Here is a 23,209-nt window from a genome sequence, read left to right as displayed (position 1 = left end):
CGGTCCCCAACCCGAGACGGTTCACCGGCCTGCCGTCTTGATACGAGCGACGTGTGACACAGGCGTGATACAGAACCGCTCACCAGTTCGGCCGGAGCGCTCCACCGCAGGTCAGAGGCCTAGCCCGGGGTGCTCCGGCCAGCTCTGTAAATCCGTCGCGTGAGCTACGAAGGTTCGAATCCTTCACCTGCCACCACAAGCACAAAATGGCCCCTGACCAGCGGATAAGCTGGCAGGGGCCTTTTCTTCGCCGTGTCAGACGCTTGCCGTGAATGGCCGTCGATTACCGGCCTTCCGTCCGCTCAGCCTTCCGAGCGCAGGGCGCCGTAGTAGCGCATACCCATGCCTTGGAGCGGGCGCAGGCCCAGGCGTTCGTAGTAGGGCCGAAGCTCGGGATCACAGGCGAGGTCGACGGAGTAGAACCCGGCGGCTTTGGCATGCGCGAGGATGCGGCGCATCAGCTCCGTGCCGATGCCCTGGCCCTGGTAATCCGGGAGCACTTCTAGCCACGGGACGAAAGCCGTCAGCACTCCGTCGCTGATCAGGTTGACGAAACCGACGACCCGCCCGGTGACGGAGTCGCGCGCGAGCACGGCTTGGTGGCTGCCGCGCAGAGCCGCCAGGTGCTGCGCCGCGCTTGGAGGTGTGGGCCAGCCGACGAAGAAGCCCTGCAGCGAAGAGACGTCCAGACCGACGAGATCGGAGTCGTAGGCGATCACGGCGACATCATGTCACCCGCCCGCGCTCTACCTCTCCTGTGCAGCTGCACCAAGATCGGTGACAAGGGAGCGACCTAAGGATTTTCGCGAACCTCGTCAGGTCGAGGGCGCGGTGATCGGATCGGGTCTATGCGTGCGGCGGCATATTCAACCTCACGGGCGGTAGATGCCCACGACGTTGCCGATCGGGATGGCGCCCTGGTTCGGGTCCTCGAGGTGGTAGCGGCAGTCGATCGCGATATCGCGATGATCGCCGAGCAGCCAGAGGCAGTCTGCCGGGACCTTCACGTCGAACGGGAGCTGGCTGGAGGCGTCGCCCTTGTGCAGGTACGGCTCCTCTAGGGCGACACCGTTGAGCATCAGCGGACCGTAGTGGCAGGACACTGCGTCGCCTGGTATGCCGATGACCCGGCGGATCATCAGTTGTGTCTGTTGCATCCCTTGATACTCGACAGTCGGGTGGACGGCCACGATGTCTTGGCGGCGCGGCTTGTAGGTCCCAGGGATCACCTCGTCGACGGTGATCACCTGCCCCGTGACCATCGTCGGGGCCATCGAGTCGGAGCGGACGTTCAGCCGGCGAGTCATTGCGGAACCGGCGGTGGCCTCGGGCTTGGCCGCGGAACAACCCGCAAGGGGAACGCTCAGCAGCATCGAGGCCGCAGCTGTGAAGGCTGCGCGCCGCGTCACACCGATTGTCCCGGCGCACGCGCTGCGACCTTGCTTGGTCAAGTTCGCCTGCGCCGCTGAAGCGCATGCGGCCAATGGAGGAAAGCTATCCACCGCCGCATGATCGCAGTCGCGATATCGCGCGTCTAGCGGCGTCCTAATCGTCAGATGCGCTTGGCTGAGCGCAGATCGCGGGCGTAGAGGCCGCTGCCGGACAGGACGCTGCGGCCCCAGGCGTCGCCGAAGGTCGGGCCATTCGCGCCCATCCGGCTGGACAGGAACCGCGGATTGCCGCTCTGGTCCAGGCCGAGGTAGATCCCCGCGTGATCGATCGTGCCCGGGGTCGACTTGCCCTCCGCGAAGAAGAGCAGATCGCCTGGCTGGAGGCGGTCCAGATCGGCGGTCTGCGGTTGCTGCGCGCCCGCGTTGAAGATCTGGACGCCCGGGCCGAGCGTGGCCATCCCCCAGGAGTGCCGGGGGAGGGCAGTTGCGGAGCGCTCGTCGCCCTTGAGCAGCGGAAAGCCCATCCGGTAGCCGAACAGGATTCTGATGAAGCCGGTGCAGTCGAGATCCCCGTACCAGGCCGGGTTGGGCTTCGCGGTGCCGTCCTGGAACGTGTAGCTGGTGCCGAGGTAGTCGTAGAAGTCGGCCCGGTCGTCGCGCTCGCCGAGCGGGTTCTGGTAGGCGGCTGTACTCGAGGTGACCGGGCCGAACTTCGCCTCACCGGCGAAGCGGACTCCTGATGAGTTCTGCTCGTTCGGCGCTCCGGCCATGTATTGAGTGGCGAGCGCGAACAGGTCCGGTGTCGTGGATCCAACCTGCTTCGGGAACCAGCTCTGGAACCAGGCCTGCGTCTGCGCGCCAGCCGTCCAGGCGTGCGGCGCCAGCCGGACCCACACTGATGTCGTCACGGTCGCGGCGGTCGTGGCCGGCTCTGAGAACGTGCGCTTCGGGCCGGTGATCTGGACCGTGCGCGCGCCGTCGGTGAAGACCGCGACGAGTGCGTTCGATGCGCTGAAAACCTCGGTGCGGCTTGGTTGGGTGGCCCGCTTGTAGGTGTAGGGGCCTTCGAGCGAGCCGGGTGAGATGGGGACGGTCGATGCGGAACCGCCGGGCGCGGCGCTGCCGGAGGGGGCTTGGACGACCGGGGAGTTCGTCGTGCCCGCCGCCGCGGCTTGCGCGGGGCCGGGTTGCTCGGCGCGCCAGATCGCGAGTCCGGCGGCCGCGACGACGATCGCTCCCACGACGCTTCCGACGATGACGCTGGTGTTGGACCAGTGTCGGACGTCTCGTTGGCGCACCGCGGCCTCCTTCGGGTTATTGCGTGCTCGCTTTGCCGAATCCTCGACTCAGTTCGTGGGCAGGGCGCCCAGCAGTATTCCGCTCGCCAGAACTACGTAGTTCAGGCCGGTCACCGCCGTGATGGCGATGACCGTGGCCCGCACCGGCTGCCGCAACAGCTGATACGCGATCAGGCCCGGCACCACGAAGCCGAGCGTCTGTGCGGTGAACAGGAATGGATAATCCTGCTGGATCAGGATGTACACCGTAGCGCTCAGCAGCACGCCCAGCAGCACCACCGCCGCGAAAAGCCGCTTGCCGTAAAGGATCACGAACCGCTGCAGGATCTTGACGCCGAAGAAGGTGGCCACCGTCACCGCGGCGACGATAGCCGCGTGCCGGATGTCCTGCACCAGGATCAGCGCGAGCCAGCCGGGGGTGATCATGCCGCCCGGCGAGAGGTTCGTGGTCAGGTAGCACACCAGCGAGAAAGCCAGGCCGATGGCCAGGCCGAGCGTGGCGACCTGCGAGGTCAGGGTGGTGGTGCTGATCAACGGTGGCTCCTCGCCGCGCTCGGCTGCGTGCGCTGTGCGGGCACCGCGCGGGACATTGCTTCCAGGTGTTCCAACAGCCGCTCGCCTTGGCCGTGAATGTTGCCGATGGCCACCAGCGCGCCGCCGGCCGCCGCGCTCGCGATGCGGTGCGCGATCTCCTCGACGGGTCGTTTGTCGCCGCCGAGGTCGACGATTTCGCCGCGCCAGGACTCGGGAATCGCGTCGATCGCGCTCTTGGACGGCTCACCGATCACGAACACGGTCTCCGGGTCGATGCTCGGGATGATCTGGCCCATTTGACCGTTGCGCTCGACGCGGTCCGGGCGGCAGTTGATCACCACGTGCAGCGGTCGCTCGATGGCGCCCCGCGAAAGCAGCTGCTCGACGTTCATCAGGGTCGAGTTCGGGTCGTTGGCGGCGAATACGTTGGCGAGCGCGATCTTGCCCTGCGGGAGGGAGTATTTCTCTACGGACAGCACGCCGGGATCGGGTGGGGCCTCGTACATGCCGCGCAGCGCGTTGGCGCGGCTGATCCCGAGCAGGTCGGCCACGGCGAGCGCGATCGCGACGTTCTCCTTGAAGGTGATGAAGGAGAATCCGAGCATCTCCTCATCGCTCACCGACTCGGGATCGACCACGACCAGCAGGCAGTTGCGCTTCGCCGCCTCCTCGCGCAGGATGTGCGCACGCTCGTGCTCCGCCGTCACGCAAATTCCGTCCAGCGGCATCGAGCGCGACAGTGAGCGGGCCACGTCGTCCAGCGTTGGGCCCATCTCGGCGAGGTGGTCCTCGCGCACGTTGCACAGCACGCCGATGGTCGACCGGATCAGCTTGTTCTGGTTGATCTCCTGCAGCGCCGGCATGACCGCCATGCACTCGATCACGAGGGCGTCCGGCCGGTATTCGGCCGCGCGCGCGACGATGCCGATCTGCTCGACGACGTTGGCGATGCCGAACTTCCGGTACACCGGATCCTCACTCGCGTCCGGTGCGATGAAGCGCGCCGCGGTGCCCGTGGTCTTGGCGACGGTGACCAATCCGCCACCGCGCAGCGCCCCCGCGGTAAGGCGGGTGATCGATGACTTACCGCGGATGCCGTTGACCAGCACACGCACCTGAATGCGGTCCAGATTCGCGAAGTGCCGTCGCTGCTCGATCACGCCTGCCGCGAGCAGCGAGGCGCAGATGATCAGCAGCACGAAGAAGAGAAAAAGCATCCCGGCCCCTCTACCGCCGCTGTCGCATGTGGTCGGTGTCGTCCGGCTTCGGCTCGCGCAACACGGGCATGATCCACGTCTCGTCCCACGCGGACGGGCGGGCCGTGTCGGCCTGCGTAAGCCGTTGCCTGCCTTCGGTCATCGCTTGCCGCAGCAGGTCGAGGCTTCGGGCGATCGCTCCGATCTCGTCCTGACGGCGGGCCAGGATCGGGGTGTCGTGGTCCCCGGCGGCGAATCGGCGCGCCTCGGCGGCCACCAAACGCAGCGGCATGAGGAGCATCAGCCAGATCCAGCCGCCGAGCAGCACCGCCCCGGTGACGCCGAGCATGCCGAGCAGTTGAGCGCGGTGGCGAAGCTCGGTGCCAGGCAGGTCGAGGGTGTCGGTGGACCGGACGCTCGTCACCGAAAGCGTGAGCCGGCCGTGGCCGCTGCCCGCGTGCACAGTCGAAGCCTCAATCAGCATGCTGCCACTGTCGGCGGACCCTGATTTCGCGGACAGCGCGGCGTCCGGTCCTGCGGGAAGCGGGTCGAACGCGGTGAAACTGCCGGTGGCGGCGAGAATCCGGCGTCGGAAGTCGGCCAGGCACACCGTCCCGAGGCCGGATCTGCTGATCGACGAGATCAGATATCTCGAGTCGAACTCGGCGATCACGGCGCCGCCGTCAGGGAACGGCATCGAGCCATAGAGCACCGCCTTGGTGCCGCTGTCGGCGCCCAGCGCGATCGTCGGAGTCTTCGGGGCCGAGCCGAAATGTGCCTTGGGCTGCGCGCCTGCCCCAGCGATACGCGTTCCGTGCGCGTTGACCACGTACACGGCAGCGAACTGCGGATGCGTCTGCACGATCGCGTGCAGCAGGCTCTGCAGATGCTCGGCGACCGTGTCAGGGAGCATCTTCGATGTCGGGCCGGGTGTGCCGGAAGGCCGCGCGGCGCTCGGAGAGGGCGTGCCCGCATGCGCCGGGGTGGGGCTCGCCTTCGCGGTCGGCTTGGCGGTCCCTGTCGGTTTGGCGGAGCCGGTCGGTTTCGCCGTCGCGCTGCGCTTAGGCGAGGGTGTGGCTTGCGCGAAGCCGACGACGCTCGCCAACGTGGAACTCGCCGCGGAGCCCTTCATATCCATGTTCACGGGCGTGGCCGCGAGCGCCGCCATCGGGGCGAGCGCGTCGAACGAAGCTTCCAGGCGCGCGGCGGTGGCCTGCGCGACGGCGCTGGTGCGCGCCTTTTCGTCCGTGTTCACCTGAAGCGGCACGATCACCGGCGCCGATCGGTCAACGGCGAAAGGCGTGGCCGCCGACCACAACAGCACGCCGCTCATCGCGAAGCCGAGCATCACGGGGGTGGAGATCTGTATCGGGTGCCGTCGTTTGCGTGGCTGTGGCGACTCGGTCAGTGTGAGCACCGAGGTATGTACGATCTCGCCGATGCGATGGCACTCGGCGGAGTGCCGCGGGATGTCCATCGCGGTGCGGAACCCACCACGGGCGGCCTCGCGACAGGTGCGGGCGAGGCGGGTGATCGGTCCGACGATGCCGAAGTACAGCAGCAGCCCGTCCGCGAGCGCTATCGCCGCCATCGCCACGCCCGCGAGCAGGGCCAGATGTAGCTGCTCTGCGCTAGAGACCACGGTGGTGGCCTGCGGTACGACCGCGCGCTCCACCGCGATCGCCAGGTGCAGCGAAGGCAGCGTGTCCGGCTCGATGACCGGTGCGTACGAGGCGACCACCGGGGCGCGCTCGTTCTGATCGTCGACCATCGCGCCAGCGGTCTGCGACGCGGCGGCGGAGACGATCCGGGCGCGCGGTGACTGCATCGCTCCGGGCGCCGTGCCGTCCGTGGCCAGGACCGTCCCGTCGCCGTTGACGAGCAACGCGAGGGTGCCCTTGGCCGCGGCGAAGCCTAGCGACACGTCGCCGATCAGGAACTGGGCTGTGTTGGGTACCGGTGCCAGCACGCGTATTCGGATCGGAGAACCGATGATCAGATCCCGGGTCACCCGGCTCGGCCTAGTCTGGCCGGCAACGGCTGCGGGCAGGGCCGGGCCCGCTGCGGCGAGCTTGACCTTGTTGGTCGCGTCGACGAGCACCAGCGAAGACCAGACGTGTGGCGCCGAGCTGAGCCGGGTGAAGTAGGCCTGGGCGGAGACATCCGGGGTCTCGCCGAGTTGCTGGGCTATCTCATCGACGTCTGCGGCGGCTTCTGCCATCCGGTCACCGATACCCAGTGCCGCGTCACGAGTCAGGTCGCGTTGCGAGTTGACCACTGCCGTCGGCACCCGGCTCGCCGAGAGCGGCCGTCCTAGCGCTGCCAACGCGCCGAGCGAGAGTAACGCGAGATAAACGACGGCGGCTATCCAGGGCGCGCGCACGCCACCGAGGACCTTGGCCGGCGGTGGCGCGGGCTGGGTCCTGACGGGCCTGGATTGGGGCGGCACGATGCTCCGGGGCGTGTGGGCGGGTAAGGCTGTGGTTTGGGTCGGATGGATAGGGTCGGCGCAGGCGCGGATGCGTTACGACGTAGTCGGCCGGCAGTCGTAGAGCTGGAGCATCACGTCGGTCTGCTCGCGGTAGAAGTGCGGATCCACATGGATGCAGTTGGACTTGATCCAGCCGACCGCCGCGTTCGCGCGCTTGTTCTTGGCGAGCAGGGCGAAGCGCACCTCGCCGTCCGCGACGAGGGAGGCGAACTGCGGGCTGGTCGGGAACGGGGTGAGTCCGGTGAATCCGCCCATGATCAGAATCGATCCGGCGGCGTCGCGCAAGAGCGGTTCGGCGGGTTCCGCGCTCTGGGTCGCTACCAGGTACTTCTCGGTGCCGTGGTGCTCGCGCAGGTAGGTGAGCAGCTTGCCGGAGCGCCCGGACAAGTGATTGAAGTTGATCGGCGCTGGAAGCTTTTGATGCTTGAGTACGACCGACCGGTACACGGCGCTGACCGGGCCGGCCAGCGGGACTCCGCCGCTCGATGCGTACGCCGGATTCAGTGAGCTGATACCCCAAGCCGCGGGGGAGAGCAGCAGCGCGACGCACGCGACGGCCATCGCGGTCAGGACGCTGATTCCGGCGCGTATCCCAGGCCGGGTGCGTTCTTCCGCTATGACCGCGTTCTCGATGCCGCCCCGCCCCGAGGCGGACATGCCGCGCCGGCCGACTAACAGCATGATCGCCGCGCCGAGGCCGAGCACGACGACCAGCGGCGGCAGCCACGGCAGGAAGCCGCGATAGCGCAGACCCAGATAGACGGCCCACCCCGTGCTCACCGCGATCGCGGCCGGCAGGAGCCACCAGGCGTAGCGGCTGTTCGCATAGATGGTCCACAAATGGACGACGCCGGCGCCGGTAAGCGCGGCGATCGCGGGTGCCAGGGCCGCGGTGTAGTAGCCGTGGAAGGTGCCGGTGGTGGAGAAGAGCACCAAGTAGACCAGCAGCCAGACGCCCCACAACACGTAGCCCGCGCGCACCTGGCTGGTGCGCGGCAGGCGCGTGCGCTGCTGGATCCCGGTCACCAGGGCGATCAACGCGAAGGGCAGGAGCCAGGTGATCTGCGGTGCGTAGGAAATGGAAAGCAGGGTGCGCCAACCCAGTCCGTCGGCCGGCGCGCCCGCGGTGATGATGGCCGCCTCGCTGCCCCCGGCCGAACCGAATCGGCCGAAACCGTTATAGACCAACACCATCTGGAACGGGTTGTTGTCTACCGTCGCGTCCGTGTAGGGCCGGTCCGCGACCGGAGTGAGCCACACCATGAGCGTCCAGCTCAGCGATATCGCGAGCGCCGACAAGGTCGTCAGGCCGACGTGCGCCCATCGCTTGGCGGCCGTGAGCGGCGCCGCGATTAGGTAGGGCAGCAGGAAGGCGGGCAGCAGGAGCCACGCTTGCACCATCTTTGCCTGGAAGGCCAGGCCCACCCACACACCGCAGAGCAGAAGCGTCCGCAGCTGGCCAGTACGCATGGCCTTCAACGCGGCCTCGGCGGCGAGTACCAGAAGGAGAATCAGCAGCGTGTCAGGCAGGTCATCCCGGTTGAGCACGACGACGATCGGTGTCAGCGCGAAAGCCAGCGCGGCGATGGTGGCCGCCGCGTAGCCGATCCATTCGCGCACCAGCCGGTAGAGGACGAGTACCGTGCACACGCCCTCGATCACCTGCGGCAGCTCCGCGGCCCACACGTGCACCCCGAACAGTCTCAGCGCGAGCGCCTGGAGCCAGAACGAGCCGGGGATCTTGTCCATGGATATGGAGCCCGAGGGGTCGATCCCGCCGAAGATGAAGGCACGCCAGCTGCCGGCCATGGAGCGCACCGCGGCCGAGTAGTAGGGCTGGAGCGCGCCGTGCCGCATGCCCCAGCCGTAGAGCACCGCCGCGATGATCGCGATCGTGGTGGGCACGGCGCGACGGCGCGACTCGCGGGTGGCGGCACCGGACGCCTGGCCTGTGGCAAGGGCGAGCCGCGGTCGCATCGTGGCGGGCGCCATGCCTCGGACTCCCTCCTCGGAGCAGCGCGAGCGCCCGCTCTACGGACGTCCTTCGACACCGGCAGATCAATAACCATACGAAAGCGTGCGGTAATGCCACTGAACCATAACGCATGAATCGAGCCGGTACTCGATAACCCGGAATTCCTCGAACAGGCGCTCGACTGCTCGCACATTCAGTAATCGACGACGGTCAAATGAGTGACGTAGCCGATGGCGGATAGCTCCGATGTATCGCAGTAATGTGCGATCGGCAACGCAGCGAGCCTCTGACGCGGACAGTGCGTCAGAGGCTCTGGTGCAGGTGTGATTGGCGTGTGCCGGATCAATCCATCGCGACGAGGACCGACTTCGTCTGGAGGTATTCGTCCAAGCCCTCGGGACCGCCTTCGCGACCGTAGCCCGACTGGTGCACTCCGCCGAAGGGCATCGCCGCGTCGAGCAGCGCCCAGCCGTTGACCCACACGATTCCGGCGCGCAGCCGGTCGGCGACGCGGTGGGCGCGGGCGATGTTCGTGGTCTGCAATCCAGCGGCCAAACCGTACGCGGTGCCGTTGGCGAGCCGGATCGCGTCCTCTTCGGTGTCGAAGGGCTGAACGGTCAGCACCGGCCCGAAGATCTCCTCCTGTACGAACGCGGAGTCCTGATCGACGTCGGCGAGGAGGGTCGGGGCGGTCCAGAAGCCGCCGGACAGGTCCGTCGACAGCTGCGGCTCGCCGGCGCAGATGGCCTTGGCCCCGGCTCCGGAGCGGTCCACCTGATCCAGGAACGAGCGCACCTTGGCCAGGTGGCGAGGACCGGTCATCGGCCCGATCACCGTGCTCTCGTCGAAGGGATCGCCGAGCGGGACGTGGCCGATGGCGCCGGACAGCGCGCCGAGTACGTCCTCGTAGACCGGGCGCTGCACGAGAAGCCGGGTGCCAGCCATGCAGAACTGGCCGGTGTTGAAGACGAAACCGGCGATCGCCGTGCCGATCGCCTTCTCGATGTCCGCGTCCGCGAAGACGATGTTCGCGCTCTTGCCGCCGAGTTCGACCGTCACGTGCTTGAGCGTCTGCGCGGCGCTCGCGGCGATCGCGCGGCCGATCGCCGTCGAGCCGGTGAACGCCACCTTGTCAACGCGCGGGTCGCGCACCAGGGCCTCGCCGACCTCGCCGCCGCCCGGCAGCACGTTGAACACGCCGTCCGGAACCCCAGCCTCCTGCAGGACTTCCGCGATGCGCAGCGCCGTCAGCGGCGTTTCCTCGGCCGGCTTGTGGATGACGGTGTTCCCGGCCGCGAGCGCCGGGGCGATCTTGATCGAGGAGAGGATCAGCGGGAAGTTGAACGGGGTGATCGCCGCGACCACGCCGAGCGGCTCCCGGCGCGTGTAGGCGAATGCCGGGGCGCCGGTGCGTCGCGTCGCGCCTTCGATGCCCGCCGCCAGCGCGCCGTAGTACTCGATCTGGTCGATGGTCGTGGCCACGTCGACCATGCGGCTGAAGGTGATCGGCTTGCCGGTGTTGAGCGATTCGAGCCGGGCGAACTCTTCGGCGCGCCCACGCAGGATCTCGGCCGCCCGTAGCAGGATCCTGCCACGCTCGCGCGGCGCCATCGTGCTCCACGGCCCCTCGTCGAAAGCCCGGCGCGCGGCGGCGATCGCGCGGTCGGTTTCGGCCGGACCGGCTTGGGCGACCGCCGTAATGACCGCGCCGGTTGACGGGTCCAGGATTTCCCGGTGGTCAGCCGCGGAATCAATCCAGGCGCCATTGATGAACAGCTCGCCGGACGGCGGGTTTATCTCAGTTCTGATAGCGGACAACGGCTTTTCCTCTTCCTGCGAAGCGACGCGCGAATCAGGCGTAGTGGCGGTAGACCGCCTGGGCGACGCAGGCCGGTTTCGGTGCGCCCTCGATTTCGACGGTGAAGGTGAGCTGCATCTGCACGCCGTCTCCGGCGACCGGCTCGACCGAGTCCACGGTCCCGAGCAGCCGGATCTTCGCGCCGACCCGCACCGGGCTCGGGAAGCGCACCCGATCGAGGCCGTAGTTGAGGCTCATCGAGGTGCCGGTGATCTCAAGCAGCTGGTTGAACAGCGGGATGATCAGCGACAAGGTCAGATAGCCGTGCGCGATGGTGCCGCCGAACGGACCGGTCGCGGCGCGCTCAGGATCGACGTGTATCCACTGGTGGTCGTCGGTGGCGTCGGCGAAGGTGTCCACCCGGTCCTGCGTGATCTCAAGCCAATCGGTGTGGCCGAGGTCGGTGCCGGCCAGGGCGCGAAGCTCGTCGAGTCCGTTTGCGGTGCGGGGCATGGGGTGGGGCCTTCCTGGGGATCGAGTGAGCCGGGGTGCGGCGGCTCGTCGTGGGGTGGTGGCGGTGACTAGGCGGCGCCGTGCGTCTCGCGGAGCCGGGCCTTGATGACCTTGCCGGCGCCGGTACGCGGCAGGGACTGCGTGAAGACCACTGACTTGGGGATCTTGTACTTCGCCAGCCGGCCGACGAGGTGGTCGAGCAGCTCCTTGGCGGTCGTCTCGTCTCCCGGTACGCCTTCGCGCAGCACGACGATCGCCCGGCCGACCTCGCCCCAACGCTCGTCCGGAACGCCGATCACCGCGCACTCGGCGACGGCGTCGTGACTGTAGAAGACCTCTTCGACCTCGGCCGGGTACACGTTCTCGCCGCCAGAGATGATCATGTCCTTGACGCGGTCGACGACCTTGACGTACCCGTCGCCGTCTACGATCGCCACATCTCCGGTGCGCAGCCAGCCGTCGCGCAGCGCCTGCGCCGTGGACTCGGGATTACCCCAATAGCCGCGCATCACGTTCGGGCCCTGTACCTCGATCTCGCCGCGCTCGCCGGCCTCAGCTGGCTCGCCAGTCAGGGCACTGACCCGGACGTCGGTGAAGAAATGCGGCACGCCCGCGGTGCCGGCTTTGGACAAGGCATGGTCACCGTCGAGCAGCAGCACACCCGGAGATGCCTCGGTAGCGCCGTAGCCCTGGATGAACGACAGCCCGCGGTCCAGATACGTACGGATGAGCGGTTCGGGGACCGGTGCGCCGCCGCATAGAAGGCTTCTGACACTGGACAGATCCGCGGTGGCGAAGGCGGGGTCCGCGGCCACGGACTGGTACATGGCCGGCACGCCGAACATGACGGTCACCCGGTGCCGCTCGACCAATTCCAGCGTGCGCGCCGGATCGAACGCCGCCTCCACGACCACCGTGCCGCCCTTGAGCAGCGTCGGCAGGCAGGTCATGTTGAGCGCAGCGGTGTGGAACAGCGGCGCCGTCACCAGCGTGACCTCGTCGTGCGCGAAGTCGGTGTCTACCAGGACGTTGATGCTGTTCCAGGTGATGTTGCCGTGAGTGAGCTGCGCGCCCTTCGCCCGGCCGGTGGTGCCCGAGGTGTACATGATCAGGCACGTGTCCTCGAGCGAGATCGGCTCGTCGATCGGCTCCGGCCGCGAGCCAGCGCCGACGACACGCTCGTAGTCCTCGTCGATCGGGATCGTCACTCGCAGCGTCGGGACCTGGCCCGGCGCGACGGAGGTACACGAGGCGCTGTGGATCAGGATGCTGGCTCCGCTGTCGGAGACGCAGTGGTCAAGTTCACGCGGGCTGAGCCGGGTGTTGAGTGGCACGAACACGGCACCGAGCTGGCCGGCGGCGAACAAGGCTTCCAGGAAGGCCGGATGGTTCGGCGCGATGAACGCGACCCGGTCGCCGCGGCGGATCCCGAGCGCACGCAGGTGATGGGCGAGGCGGGTTGCCCGCTCGTGCAGCTGCGCGTAGGTGTATCGGGTCTCCTCATGGACGACGGCCAGCGCGCCGGGGGTCTTGCGCGCGCGCCGCGCCGTCCAGGAGCCGAGTCCTTGGTTCCGCATGGTGATGGGCTCCTTCGCTCATCTGCGCGGGCGACGGGAGGTCGCAGTGATCAGGGCTTTGCGAGACCGAGCAGCCGGGCGGCGTTCTGCTTGAGGATCAGTGGTCGCACTTCGTCCTTGATCGGCAGCTTGGCGAAGTCGGCCAGCCACCGGTCCGGGGTCAGCAGCGGATAGTCGGTACCGAACAGCACCTTCTCCTTGAGCAGCGTGTTGGCGTATTGGACCAGCTGCGGCGGGAAGTACTTCGGCGACCAGCCGGACAGGTCGATGTAGACCTGCGGCTTGTGCGTGGCTACCGCCAGCGCCTCGTCCTGCCACGGGAAGGACGGGTGCGCCAGGATGATCGGCAGATCCGGGAAGTCCGCGGCGACATCGTCCACGAACAACGGGTTCGAATACTTCAACCGGATGCCGCCGCCGCCCGCGGCGCCGGCGCCGATCCCGGTCTGCCCGGTGTGGAAGACCGCGATCGCCCCGGCCGCCTCGATCGCTTCGTAGAGCACGTACGCGTCACGGTCGTTCGGGTAGAACGCCTGGACGTTCGGGTGGAACTTGAAGCCGCGCACGCCGTACTCCTCGACCAGGCGCCGCACCTGCCGCGCTCCGGCGCGTCCCTTCGCCGGATCGATCGAGGCGAATGGGATCAGCACGTCCGGATGCCTGCGCGCCGCCTCGGCGATCTCCTCGTTCGGCACGGCCGGCGTGCCGGTCGCCGCCTCGGCGTCCACGGTGAAGACCACCGCCGCGATTCGCCGCTCCCGGTAGTGCGCGGCGATCTCGTCGAGCGTCGGCTTGCGGTGCCCCGAGTCGACCTTGAAGTACGACGACGAGGCCTCCTCGAGTTCGCGGGAGAGCGAGCCCGCGCCGGAGTCCGAGACCTCGGCGTGCGTGTGCACGTCGATCGCGACCAACTCGTCCAGATTCAGCATGCTGCTGCCCTCATTCCGGTGCCCGTCCCAGCGATCCCAGCTGCGGTGCCGACAATCACGTGTTCACAGCTGCGGGGCGGGGATGCCATAGGTCTGCGGGTCGCGGCCGACCGACACCGGCCACGCCGCGGCGATGGCGTCCGCGCTCCAGCCGCCGTCCGCGTAAGCGACGCTCACCTCCTGCGGGTGCGACCACAGGGCGAGCTTGTCCCCGCCGATACCGATGCACTGCCCGGTCACCGCGGCCGAAGCGTCCGAGGCGAGATAAACCACGAGCCCCGCGACGTCCTCGGCGGTCCCGAAGCCCTCGCCCTTGCGCAGCGCGTCCGGCAGCGGCGTGCCCTCGCGCTCCAGCGCGTCGACATGCGGCGCGAAAACCGGGATCGTGCGGGTCATCGCGGTCGCCGCGACGGGGATCACCGCGTTCACGGTGATCTGCGCCTTGGCCAGTTCCATCGCCCACGTGCGGGCCATCGCCGCGATTCCGGCTTTCGCGGCGGAGTAGTTGGTCTGGCCGAAGTTGCCGCGCTGCCCGGCCGGGGAACCGGCGACGATCACGCGCCCGCCCCCGCCCTGCTCGCGCATCCGGTTCGCCGCCGCGCGCACGCACGTGAAGGTGCCGCGCAGGTGCACGTCGATGACGGTGTCGAAATCGTCGTCAGACATCTTCCACAGCACGCGGTCGCGCAGCACACCGGCGTTGGTGACCATCACGTCCAACCGGCCGAAGGCGTCGACCGCGGTGCCGACCAGCGCCTCAGCGGTCTCGGTCGGGCCGACCGCCGCCGCCAGCGCCACCGCGCGGCCCCCAGCGTCCGCGATCTCCTTCGCGGCGGTCTCGGCCGCCTGCGCGTCCACATCGTTGACCACGACCGCCGCGCCGGCCGCGGCCAGCGCCTTCGCGTAGGCCAGGCCGAGGCCGCGCCCGCTTCCGGTCACCACGGCGACCTTTCCGGTCAGGTCCGTGTGCTTCTCCGTTTGCGTCGTCACCCTTGCCGCCTTTCGCAGTCCCTCGTCGCTGCCGTCCGTCAAAGCCCGCAGCCGCGCGCTCGCGCGCCGCGCCGGCCTCATTCGAAGTTATGCACTATTTCTATCGCAGTCAATGGTGTGCATAGCTTTTGCCTGCCAGGGTACCTTGTGCAGCGTGGATGCAGATTCCGCGCAGCCGGGCACCGCGCTGCGCCCCCAGTCGCTCATGCTCACCTTCCTCGGCAACTACGTGCTCGGCCGGAACGTGTGCGTGTACTCGGGCAGCGTCATCGACGTGTTCGCCCGCAACGGCGTGGGCGAGCCCGCGACCAGGTCCACCCTCGCGCGGATGGTGAACCGCGGCCTGCTGAGCCGCCAGCGCGAGGGCCGGAAGATGTACTTCGGGCTGACCGCGCGCTCGACCGCGATCCTGCGCGACGGCGAGGAGCGGATCTGGAAGGCCGGTCCGGTCAACCGGGACTGGGACGGCACCTGGACCCTGCTCGGCTTCTCGCTGCCCGAATCCTGGCAGCGGCAGCGGCATGATCTGCGCTCGCAGCTGACCTGGGCCGGTTTCGGCCCGCTGTGGGGCGGGGTGTGGATCGCGCCGGGCCGGGCCGAGGTCGCCGAGATCGTCGCGGGCCTCGGACTCGAGGCCCACGTGAAGGTCTTCCGCTCCACTGCTGAACCGGGCACCGACATCGGCCGGATGATCGAGGAGACCTGGGACCTGCCCGCGCTGGCCGCGCGCTACGCGGACTTCCTCACCCGCTGGCGCCCGTTCGCCGAGGCGAAGCAGCAGCCTGATGTCAGCGATCCGCTCAGCACCAAGCTGCTGCTGTTCACCGAGTGGCTTCAGATCGTGCGCGCCGATCCGCGCCTGCCCGCGGCGCACCTGCCCGAGCAGTGGCCGGCCGCCGCCGCGGAGGACCTGTTCCGCGCCGCCAACGAGCTGGTGGACGAGCCCGCGCGGCGGATGGCCGAGCAAATGCTGGATACGGTTCCGGATGTGACTGCGCCGGAAGTTCAGGCAGCGCTGGATGTTCACAGTTCGTCTTAACTCGTCATGACGCGTTAAGCCAGCGCTAGACATTAAAAAAGCCCAGCACCTCTGCGACCAGCTCCTGCGGCCGCTCGAAAACCACGAGATGGCCGCTGTCGATCTCGGCGAACCGGCTGCCGTCGATGGCCTCGTGTACCTTGTGGGCCTGCTCCACCGGCACGACCTGGTCCCGGGTCAGCCCGATCACCAGGGTCTCGGCGGTGATCTTCGGCAGTAGATCACGCAGATCGGCGCGGCCGTCCAGGTCGATGTGGCGGCGCATGCCCTCGGTGATCGGCGGCGCGTTCGCGATCAGCTGCGCCACGCCCTCCTCGCCGATCGCGCTGAGGAAGGGAGCGCTAAAGCAGGTCAGCTGGAGGAATCGGCCGAACAGGTCGTGATCGGTCCGCTCCAAGCGCTGCCAGACTTCGAAGCCGAGCTGCTGGCGAGCGTCGTGCGGGCCGGGCCAGCCGGCGACCACGACGAGCCGGCGCACCAAGTGCGGATGCAAGGCCGCGACGGCAGCGGCGATGACGGCGCCGAGCGAGTAACCGAGCAGGTCGACCGGCTCGCCGCCGGACTGCCGCACCGCTTCCTCGGCGACCGCCGCGATCTGCCCAGCCAGTAGCTCCACGGTCAGCGGGCCCTGTGGCTCGGTCGTGAGTCCGCTGCCTGCGTAATCCGGCAGGTAGACCGTGTGGCTTGCGGCGAAGGCATCGACGAGGTGACCGAAGTTGAGCTGTGCGTCGAGGCCGGTGCCGGCGACCAGCACCAGTGCGGGGCGCTGGTCGTCGGCGGTCCGCGGCGTGGCGGTGTAGTGCACGGTGGCGCCGTCGGCGGTGACGGTCGGCATGATCAGCATCCTTAGAAGGTCAGCACGGGCTTGATGGCGGTCCCGGCGGCCATGTCGGCGACGGCGGTGTTGATGTCCTCGAACTTGTAGTGCCGCACCAGTCGCTCGACTGGCAGCCGCCCGGCCGCGACCAGGTCGACTAGGGTCGGCAGCAGCGTCTCGGTCTCGCTGTCGCCAAGGGTCAGGCCGGTGATCGTGCGTCCCGGCAGCAGGAAGTTGACATCTACCGGGACCTGCGTGCCGAACGCGGGTGCGCCGACCACGACTGCGCAGCCACGCACCGCGAGCGCGCCGATCGCATCGGCGAGTACCTGCGCGTTCCCGGTCGTCTCGATGACGCCGTCGGCGCCGCGACCGCCAGTGAGGTCCGCAAGCGATGCGGCGAGGCCGGCACCCGAGCCGAGATCCGAGGTGTTGAGCGTGTCCGTGGCCCCGAGTTCGCGGGCCAAGGCGAGGCGGTCCGCGACCCGGTCGACGGCGATGATCCGCGTTGCCGGGGTCAGCCGTGCGGCCATTACCGCCGACAGGCCGACCGCGCCCGCGCCGGTGACGACGATGGTGGCACCGGGCTGTGGGCGCAGCACATTGATAACCGCGCCCACTCCGGTCTGCACGCCGCAGCCGAGCGGTGCGAGCAGGTCCAGCGGCGCGCCCTCGGGCACGCGCACCAGGCTGCGCTCGTCCACCACGGCGAGCCGGGCGAACGAGGACTGGCCGAAGAAATGGCCGCCGAGCGCGGCGCCGTCCCGGCGGATCGTCACCGAACCGTCGGCGCGCGCCCCGCCGAGCAGGTTCAGCGGCAGCCAGGTCAGGCAGTACGCCGGATGCCCGTCGCGGCAGTTGGCGCAGCGCCCGCACGAGGTGAACGACAGCAGCACGTGGTCGCCCGGCTGCACGCGGGTGACCGCGGCGCCCACCGCCTCGACGATCCCCGCGCCCTCGTGGCCGAGCACGCCCGGCAGCGGGAACGGCAGCGCGCCCGCGGCGACGCCCAGGTCGGTGTGGCAGATCCCTGCGGCGGTGACCCGGACGATCACCTCGTCGGGCCGGGGATCGTCGAGTTCGACCTCGGCGAGGCAGAACGATGCTCCGGCGGTCTCGACGAGGGCGGCGGTGGTGGTGAGCGGCATGAACTGGTTTCTCTCTGTTCGGCTATTACGCGGCTCTTGCTGCGGTCGCCTGCTACTCGGCGAGGGATTCGGCGGTGATCTGCGCTTCGTGGCTGTTGCCGCCGAGGCCCACCGCGGCCAGCAGCGCGGCGGCCAGCGCGCAGAGGCCGCAAACCAGGTAGCCGATCGAGTAGGCGTGGTCGAGAGCGTGGAACGCGGTGTCCTTGAGCGGGTTGAACGGCACGATCTGGCCGTTGGGCAGGGTGATGCTGCCCGGCACCGCGTTAGCGCCCAGCGGCCCGGAGTTCACCGCGCCGATCGCGGCCTCTAGTTGCGGCTTCTGCGCGGCGGGCGCCGCGGCCGCGGAGCCGTTGAACGCGGCGAGCGACTTGGCGAGCGCGGCATTGCTGCTGACCTTGCTCGAGATCTCGGCGGCGGCCCGGCTCAGCGCGATCGCGCCGACGACGGCGGGGCCGAGCGTGAAGCCGAAGTCGCGCAGCATGCTGGTCGATCCGCTGGCCATTCCGGCGAGGTGGTTCGGCACGGTGTTCACCGCGACGGCGGTCACCGAGGACAGCGCGAGCGCGAAGCCCACGCCGACGAGCAGCAGCGGAACCACGACCGGCGCGACCGACAGGTTGCTGGCCGACAGCGAGGTGAGCCAGAAGTCGCCGCCGGCGATCAGGACGAAGCCGATGCCCAGGGTCCAGCGCGGGTTGTAGTGCTCCAGCACCCGCGAGGTCAGCGGCACCATGAGCAGGGCCATGCCGTTGAGCAGCAGGAAGGCGATCGAAGTCTTGAGCGGGGTGAAGCCCTGGATCGCGGAGAGCCGGATGCTGGTGGCGTACGCGGTGCCGAGGTAGGCGAACATGCCGACGACCGTGGCGATCGAGGCGATCGCGAAGGCGCGGTTGGCGAACAGGTCCAGGCGCAGCAGCGGCGCGGCCCCGCGCAGTTCGGCCGCGATGAAGAGCGCCAGGAAGACGACCGCGAGTATGAACCCTGCGATCACCCCGCCGCTGCCCCATCCGCTCGTCGGGCCCTGAATGACCGCGTAGAGCAGGGCGAACATGGCGACCGCGATGGTGATCTGGCCGGCCCAGTCCAGCGAGCGCCCGGCCGGAGCCGAGGAATCGCGCGCCCACACCGCGCTGACCGCGGTGCTGATCGCCGCCAGCACGATGACCGCGACGAAGGCCCAGCGCCAGCTGGCGAACTCATCCGAGCCGAAGTGGAAACGGGCCAGCCAGCCGCCGAGCACCGGGGAGACGAAACCGCCGGAGGAGAGGGCCGCGGCCCAGATCGAGATGGCCCGGGACCGGTCGCGGGCGGTGTGCGTGCCCGCGGCCACCATGGCCAGGCTGGTCGGGAAGATCGCCGCGGCGCCGAGTCCGGAAAGGATCTGGCCGGTCCACAGGACCAGCACCCGGGTGCCGGTGGAGCTCGCCGCGCCCGGGGTCAACACGCTGACGAGCTGGCCGATCATCAGGAGCACGGTGCCTGACACCAGCAGCCGCTTGCGCCCGAACAGGTCGCCGAGTACGCCGAAGGTCAGCTCAAGCAGCGTCACCGGGACCAGGAAGGCGTCCGAGATCCAGGTCAGCTGCGCTGAGCTGGTGCCGAGGTCCTGCTGGAACAGGCCGTTGAGCACGGCCGGGATGGCCAGGGCTACCTGGGCGACGCACACCGCGATCGCGGCGGCGGCCAGCGTGCCGGGGTTTAGGCGGTGCGGGTGTTCGGTGGAACCGAGGGTGTCGAGTCGCACAGGGGTGGACAACGGTGGCCTCCTGCGTCCGGGTGGGTTGCGTCCTTGGGGCGAGGGTGCCACAAGCAACCCGAGACGTACAGGTTTCCTGATGATTTATTTTTGACAGGGAACCTGATCATCGCTGGGCCGAAACCGGTGCGGCTCTGGGCTCAGTGCGGGAGATGACCCGACAGCGCCGCGCGGCAAGACAGCAGGCTGGCTCGCAACTGCATGATCTGATGATCGGTGAGACCGGCAAGCATCCGGTCCTCCAGCGCCGCCACCTGATCGCGCAGCCGGCGCAGCAGCCTGCGGCCCTGCGGGGTCAGCGCGAGCACAAGGCGGCGCCGGTCCTGCTCGTCCCGGTGCCGCTCGATCAACTCGCGCTCCTGAAGCGCCGCGACCATGTCCGCCATGGCCTGCGCCGTCACGAAGGAATTGCGCGCCAGCTGCGCGGAGGTCAGGTTCGGATGCCGCTCGAGCACCGTCAGCGCGGTGTACTGCAACGCGGTCAGGCCGGCCGGCCGCGCAAGCTCGTCGAGTTCCGCGCGCACCGCGAGCTCAACCTGTTTCATCACGTACAGCAGTGACGGCTCGCCCTCCGCGGTGGCGCGGGAGAGCATCGGGCGCGCATCGCCGTCCGTGTGTGCGGCGCGTGTCGGCACCGGCGGCCTCCCTCGATCCGGCGGGCCGGGCCCGCGCTGCGATTGTTACGGCTTCCTGATCACCTTCGGCAATCAAGTCTGCCAGGACGCCGAGCTGCTGACGCACCGAGGTACCCGGGCGCCGCACTGAGCCCGGGCGGGTGCGGCCGTTCAGTCCCCGGCGTGTTGGTGCGCCACCACGGCCAGTTCCACCCGGGAGGTCAGATTCAGCTTGGCCAGGATGCTGGAGACATGGGACTGCACCGTGCGCCGCGAGATGAACAGCCGGGAGGCGATGGCAGGGTTCGAATTGCCCTCGGCGACCAAAGCGGCGATCCGGCGCTCGGTCTCGGTCAACGACGCCCAGCCGCTCTTCGGGCGCAGCGGCCGCGTGCCCTGTCCCGACCGGCGCACCCCTTCACGGCGCAGCCGCTGCTCGGCGCGCGCGAGATCCCAGCGTGCCTCCAGACCTTCGTAGACCTCGGTGGCAGTCGCCAACTCGGCGCGCGCCTCCGGCAGCCGACCGTCCCGCGCGAAGAGCGCCGCGGCGTTCTCGGCGGCATAGGCCTGATACAGCGGCCGCGCCGCGGCGAGGTAATCCTGTTCCGCCTGCCGCATCAGCTCCGGATCGTCCTGCGCCAGCGCCCGGCACAGCCGCGCCGTCGCGCGCATGCTGGGCACCGGTTCGGCGCCGGCGAGCAGTTCGACATCGTCAGCCAACTGCCGCCCGCGCTGCGTGTCGCCAAGGGTCGCGGCCAGGCGCGCCATATCAGGGCACACATAGTGCAGCCCGCGGTGCCGGCGCAGCTCGCCCGCCTTCTGCCAGGCTTCGAACAGCAGGTCCAGTGACGCGAGTGGCTGATCCTGCGCCTCATAGACCAGGGCCTCGGCCCACAGCCGCAGGTATCCGTAGAAAGTTTCGCGGCGCACCGGCTCGTCGGCGTGCAGCAGCCCGACGGCGGTCTCGAGGTCGCCGCGATGAGCGGCCAGCAATGCCTGCTGGCTGCGCAGACCCCAGCCGCTGTTCAGCCCGCGCGGACCGAGCGCCTCGGCGGTGTCCAGCCCCGCCTTGATCTCCGCGAGCGCGTCGTCCCAGCGGCCGGCGAGCACGTGCACGCCGGCGGTGCCCATTCGGTACCAGGACCAGTAGAAGCTGCCGTGCGCCTCGGCCCGCCGGGTACCCGACTCGAACGCTTCGGCGGCTTCGGGCAGCCGGTCGAGCTCGGCAAGACAGATCGCCCGGTTCAGCTCGTTGCCCGAGGTCCACTCCGGTAACGCGTCGCGCTCGGCGATGGCCATGCGCGCCTGCTCGACCAGCTCAAGCGCCTCGGCGTAGCGACCGGTCATGAATCGCAGACAGCTGAGATAGTTCAGGCCGTACGCGCGTACTTCGCCGTCGTCGACCGCCATCATCCGGCGCGCGGCGGGCTCCTCGGCCGGATCGAGTCCGCCCACGGTCAGCCGGCACTGCATGGCCAGGAACTCGAACCGGGTGGCCTGCGGGACGGTCAGGCCGGGTAGCCGCATCGCCTCCTGCGCCTCGGCGCCGGCCAGCCTGATCCGGCCCTGCTGGAAGCAGGCGTGGATGAGCAGTTCCCGCAGCGCCACCTCGGCGTCCCGGTCGTCGTCCTTGGCGAGGCCGGCGCGCGCGGCCTGCTCGGCCCGGTAGGGCTCGCCGACCCACAGCAGTGCCCGGACCAGTTGACGGCAGAACACCGAGTTGCGCGGATCGCTGGGCTCTACTCGAGTGCGCGCCCGCTTCAGCAGCTCGACCGCGGCCCGTGGCGCCCGCACCACCAGCGCATCGGCCGAGCCTGCGAGCCAGTCGAGCATGCGCGAATCGAGCGCGGTGTCGTCTGAGAGATAACGCACCACGCGCTCGACAGCCGCGCCCGAGTCCGCGAGCGCGTGCGCGGCCTGCGTGCGCAGACCGTCTTGTACCGTCGCGGGCAGGCTCTCGCTCAGCGCCTGCCGGATGAGATCGTGCCGGAACACCAACTCGCCGGCGCCGTCGATGAGCAGCCCGGCTCGGACCGCCTCCTCGATCATGGCGTAGAGCTCGACCGGCGATTTGCCGAGGATCACCGCCAACTCGGCGACGTTCAGGCCTTCACCGAGCGCCGCCGCCAGCTGGAGGGTCGAGCGGGCGGGGCGGGACAGGAAGTCCAGCCGGCGCAGGATGATCTCGGCCAGGGTCCCGGGCAGTTGCGCACGCTCGCGCGGGCCGGGGTCGGCGCCGGTGGTCGCGGTGATGTCGGCGTCATAGCTGGCCGCGCCCCCCGCGATCCGGATCCGTCCTTCCCGGCTCAGCGCCGCGACCAGCTCGGTGACGTACAGCGGATTGCCCGCGGCGCCGGTCACCAGTTGCAGCAGGCCGCGATCTGGCCGGGCGCCGAGCAGCCGCTCGATCAGCTCGGCGACCTGCGGCGCTGGCAGCGGTCCGGGATGTAACGCCTCGCCGCCTTGGCTCTCCAGGTCGTCGAGGAGTTGGACCAGGTCCTCGTTCTGCGGGACCGCGCGAGTGGTCAGCCCGATCGCGATGGGGTGGTGACCGGCCATGGAGCCGATGCGGCCGAGCGCCAGCAGGCTCGGCCGGTCGGCCCATTGCGCGTCGTCGAGCAGGATCGCGACCGGACCGGCGGCGCACCACTCGTCCACCGCGCCCAGGATCGTCTCGATGATCACGAGCTCCCGGTACGGCGCGAAGGAGGACTCCTCGGGGCTTTGGCCGGCCCGCAGCGCTTCGCCGACCCGCGACGCGGCGGCGGGCGGATCGCGACCGTCGATCCCGAGGCACGATCCGATCGCGGCGAAGGGCAGGCCCGCCTCCAGCTGCCGGGCGGCGCCGCGCAGCACGCGGAAACCACGCCCGCGGCCGTCCTGTTCGAAGGCGTCGAGCAGGGCGCTCTTGCCGATGCCGGGCTCGCCCACGATCCACAGGGCGCCGCCGTTGCCGCGCTCGGCATTTTGAATCAGGCTTCGAATACTCTGGAGCTCGCGTTCCCTCCCGGCCAATGGTGCCGGTGCCTGCGTCATGCACCAAGGGTATGTCGTGACCGTGTCAAGGCGCGCGGAATCGGCGCGAAGTGCGTGGCGGCGCGCCGCAGTGCGGCGAGCGCTCTTCGCGCTGTGCGGTGTGGCCG

17 protein-coding genes and 1 pseudogene are annotated in these 23,209 nt (G+C 69.2%); 1 reads left to right on the top strand and 17 read right to left on the bottom strand.

Annotated features, from left to right (window positions below; translation table 11 throughout):
• Positions 1-302 precede the first annotated feature (302 nt).
• The 12 genes and pseudogenes from VN779_RS23165 to VN779_RS23110 all read right to left on the bottom strand — a co-directional run bounded on the left by VN779_RS23165 (position 303) and on the right by VN779_RS23110 (position 14,692).
• Positions 303-719, bottom strand: coding sequence for a GNAT family N-acetyltransferase (locus VN779_RS23165; RefSeq protein WP_325726842.1), 417 nt, complete (start codon positions 717-719; stop codon positions 303-305).
• Between the two features lie 153 nt (positions 720-872).
• Positions 873-1,307 (bottom strand): signal peptidase I, encoded by a 435-nt coding sequence (gene lepB / locus VN779_RS23160; protein WP_325726839.1) that lies wholly within the window; start codon positions 1,305-1,307, stop codon positions 873-875.
• 245 nt (positions 1,308-1,552) lie between these two features.
• Positions 1,553-2,689 carry an NlpC/P60 family protein gene (locus VN779_RS23155; RefSeq protein WP_325726837.1) on the bottom strand — a complete coding sequence of 379 codons (1,137 nt, stop codon included), beginning with the start codon at positions 2,687-2,689 and terminating at the stop codon, positions 1,553-1,555.
• Positions 2,690-2,737: 48 nt separating this feature from the next.
• Complete coding sequence (locus VN779_RS23150; protein ID WP_349260907.1) at positions 2,738-3,220, bottom strand: poly-gamma-glutamate biosynthesis protein PgsC/CapC; 483 nt, start codon at positions 3,218-3,220, stop codon at positions 2,738-2,740.
• Positions 3,221-3,237: 17 nt separating this feature from the next.
• Positions 3,238-4,440: pseudogene (gene pgsB, locus VN779_RS23145) on the bottom strand (poly-gamma-glutamate synthase PgsB); the annotation flags it as partial.
• Between the two features lie 10 nt (positions 4,441-4,450).
• Positions 4,451-6,802: a HAMP domain-containing protein gene (locus VN779_RS23140; RefSeq protein WP_325726831.1), complete on the bottom strand. Its 2,352-nt coding sequence runs from the start codon at positions 6,800-6,802 to the stop codon at positions 4,451-4,453.
• 141 nt (positions 6,803-6,943) lie between these two features.
• On the bottom strand, positions 6,944-8,902 hold the full coding sequence (locus VN779_RS23135; RefSeq protein ID WP_325726829.1) for an ArnT family glycosyltransferase: 1,959 nt from the start codon (positions 8,900-8,902) through the stop codon (positions 6,944-6,946).
• A 325-nt stretch (positions 8,903-9,227) separates the two neighbouring features.
• Positions 9,228-10,703 carry an aldehyde dehydrogenase family protein gene (locus VN779_RS23130; protein ID WP_325726827.1) on the bottom strand — a complete coding sequence of 492 codons (1,476 nt, stop codon included), beginning with the start codon at positions 10,701-10,703 and terminating at the stop codon, positions 9,228-9,230.
• Between the two features lie 34 nt (positions 10,704-10,737).
• Complete coding sequence (locus VN779_RS23125; protein ID WP_325726825.1) at positions 10,738-11,196, bottom strand: MaoC family dehydratase; 459 nt, start codon at positions 11,194-11,196, stop codon at positions 10,738-10,740.
• Positions 11,197-11,264: 68 nt separating this feature from the next.
• Positions 11,265-12,773, bottom strand: coding sequence for a long-chain fatty acid--CoA ligase (locus VN779_RS23120; RefSeq protein WP_325726823.1), 1,509 nt, complete (start codon positions 12,771-12,773; stop codon positions 11,265-11,267).
• Positions 12,774-12,823: 50 nt separating this feature from the next.
• Positions 12,824-13,702: an amidohydrolase family protein gene (locus VN779_RS23115; protein ID WP_325726821.1), complete on the bottom strand. Its 879-nt coding sequence runs from the start codon at positions 13,700-13,702 to the stop codon at positions 12,824-12,826.
• 63 nt (positions 13,703-13,765) lie between these two features.
• The gene (locus VN779_RS23110; protein WP_325726819.1) at positions 13,766-14,692 is read right to left on the bottom strand and encodes an SDR family NAD(P)-dependent oxidoreductase; all 927 of its coding nucleotides are present in this window, start codon (positions 14,690-14,692) and stop codon (positions 13,766-13,768) included.
• Positions 14,693-14,846: 154 nt separating this feature from the next.
• Between VN779_RS23110 and VN779_RS23105 the strand changes: the two genes are divergently transcribed.
• Positions 14,847-15,731 (top strand): PaaX family transcriptional regulator C-terminal domain-containing protein, encoded by an 885-nt coding sequence (locus VN779_RS23105; RefSeq protein WP_325726817.1) that lies wholly within the window; start codon positions 14,847-14,849, stop codon positions 15,729-15,731.
• 25 nt (positions 15,732-15,756) lie between these two features.
• Here VN779_RS23105 and VN779_RS23100 read toward each other — a convergent pair whose 3' ends face one another.
• The 5 genes from VN779_RS23100 to VN779_RS23080 form a co-directional block, all read right to left on the bottom strand.
• Positions 15,757-16,566: an alpha/beta hydrolase gene (locus VN779_RS23100; RefSeq protein ID WP_325726815.1), complete on the bottom strand. Its 810-nt coding sequence runs from the start codon at positions 16,564-16,566 to the stop codon at positions 15,757-15,759.
• 11 nt (positions 16,567-16,577) lie between these two features.
• Positions 16,578-17,696 (bottom strand): NAD(P)-dependent alcohol dehydrogenase, encoded by a 1,119-nt coding sequence (locus tag VN779_RS23095; RefSeq protein WP_325726812.1) that lies wholly within the window; start codon positions 17,694-17,696, stop codon positions 16,578-16,580.
• Positions 17,697-17,748: 52 nt separating this feature from the next.
• Complete coding sequence (locus tag VN779_RS23090) at positions 17,749-19,452, bottom strand: MFS transporter (RefSeq protein ID WP_325726810.1); 1,704 nt, start codon at positions 19,450-19,452, stop codon at positions 17,749-17,751.
• A 140-nt stretch (positions 19,453-19,592) separates the two neighbouring features.
• Positions 19,593-20,045 carry a MarR family winged helix-turn-helix transcriptional regulator gene (locus tag VN779_RS23085; RefSeq protein WP_349260906.1) on the bottom strand — a complete coding sequence of 151 codons (453 nt, stop codon included), beginning with the start codon at positions 20,043-20,045 and terminating at the stop codon, positions 19,593-19,595.
• Between the two features lie 192 nt (positions 20,046-20,237).
• Entirely contained in the window at positions 20,238-23,102 is a 2,865-nt protein-coding gene (locus VN779_RS23080; RefSeq protein WP_325726806.1) for an ATP-binding protein, read from the bottom strand.
• Between the last annotated feature and the right edge of the window lie 107 nt (positions 23,103-23,209).

This window comes from Actinocrinis sp., assembly GCF_035605935.1.
Lineage (GTDB): Bacteria > Actinomycetota > Actinomycetes > Streptomycetales > Catenulisporaceae > Actinocrinis.
This window is presented reverse-complemented; position numbering and strand designations above follow the sequence as displayed.

What these genes read in the sequence shown, in the direction of transcription:
- VN779_RS23095 (WP_325726812.1), bottom strand. Translation starts at nt 17,696, where the DNA reads ATGCCGCTCACCACCACCGCCGCCCTCGTCGAGACCGCCGGAGCATCG.
- VN779_RS23125 (WP_325726825.1), bottom strand. Translation starts at nt 11,196, where the DNA reads ATGCCCCGCACCGCAAACGGACTCGACGAGCTTCGCGCCCTGGCCGGC.
- VN779_RS23100 (WP_325726815.1), bottom strand. Translation starts at nt 16,566, where the DNA reads ATGCCGACCGTCACCGCCGACGGCGCCACCGTGCACTACACCGCCACG.
- VN779_RS23120 (WP_325726823.1), bottom strand. Translation starts at nt 12,773, where the DNA reads ATGCGGAACCAAGGACTCGGCTCCTGGACGGCGCGGCGCGCGCGCAAG.
- VN779_RS23080 (WP_325726806.1), bottom strand. Translation starts at nt 23,102, where the DNA reads ATGACGCAGGCACCGGCACCATTGGCCGGGAGGGAACGCGAGCTCCAG.
- VN779_RS23135 (WP_325726829.1), bottom strand. Translation starts at nt 8,902, where the DNA reads ATGGCGCCCGCCACGATGCGACCGCGGCTCGCCCTTGCCACAGGCCAG.
- lepB (WP_325726839.1), bottom strand. Translation starts at nt 1,307, where the DNA reads ATGACTCGCCGGCTGAACGTCCGCTCCGACTCGATGGCCCCGACGATG.
- VN779_RS23085 (WP_349260906.1), bottom strand. Translation starts at nt 20,045, where the DNA reads ATGCTCTCCCGCGCCACCGCGGAGGGCGAGCCGTCACTGCTGTACGTG.
- VN779_RS23115 (WP_325726821.1), bottom strand. Translation starts at nt 13,702, where the DNA reads ATGCTGAATCTGGACGAGTTGGTCGCGATCGACGTGCACACGCACGCC.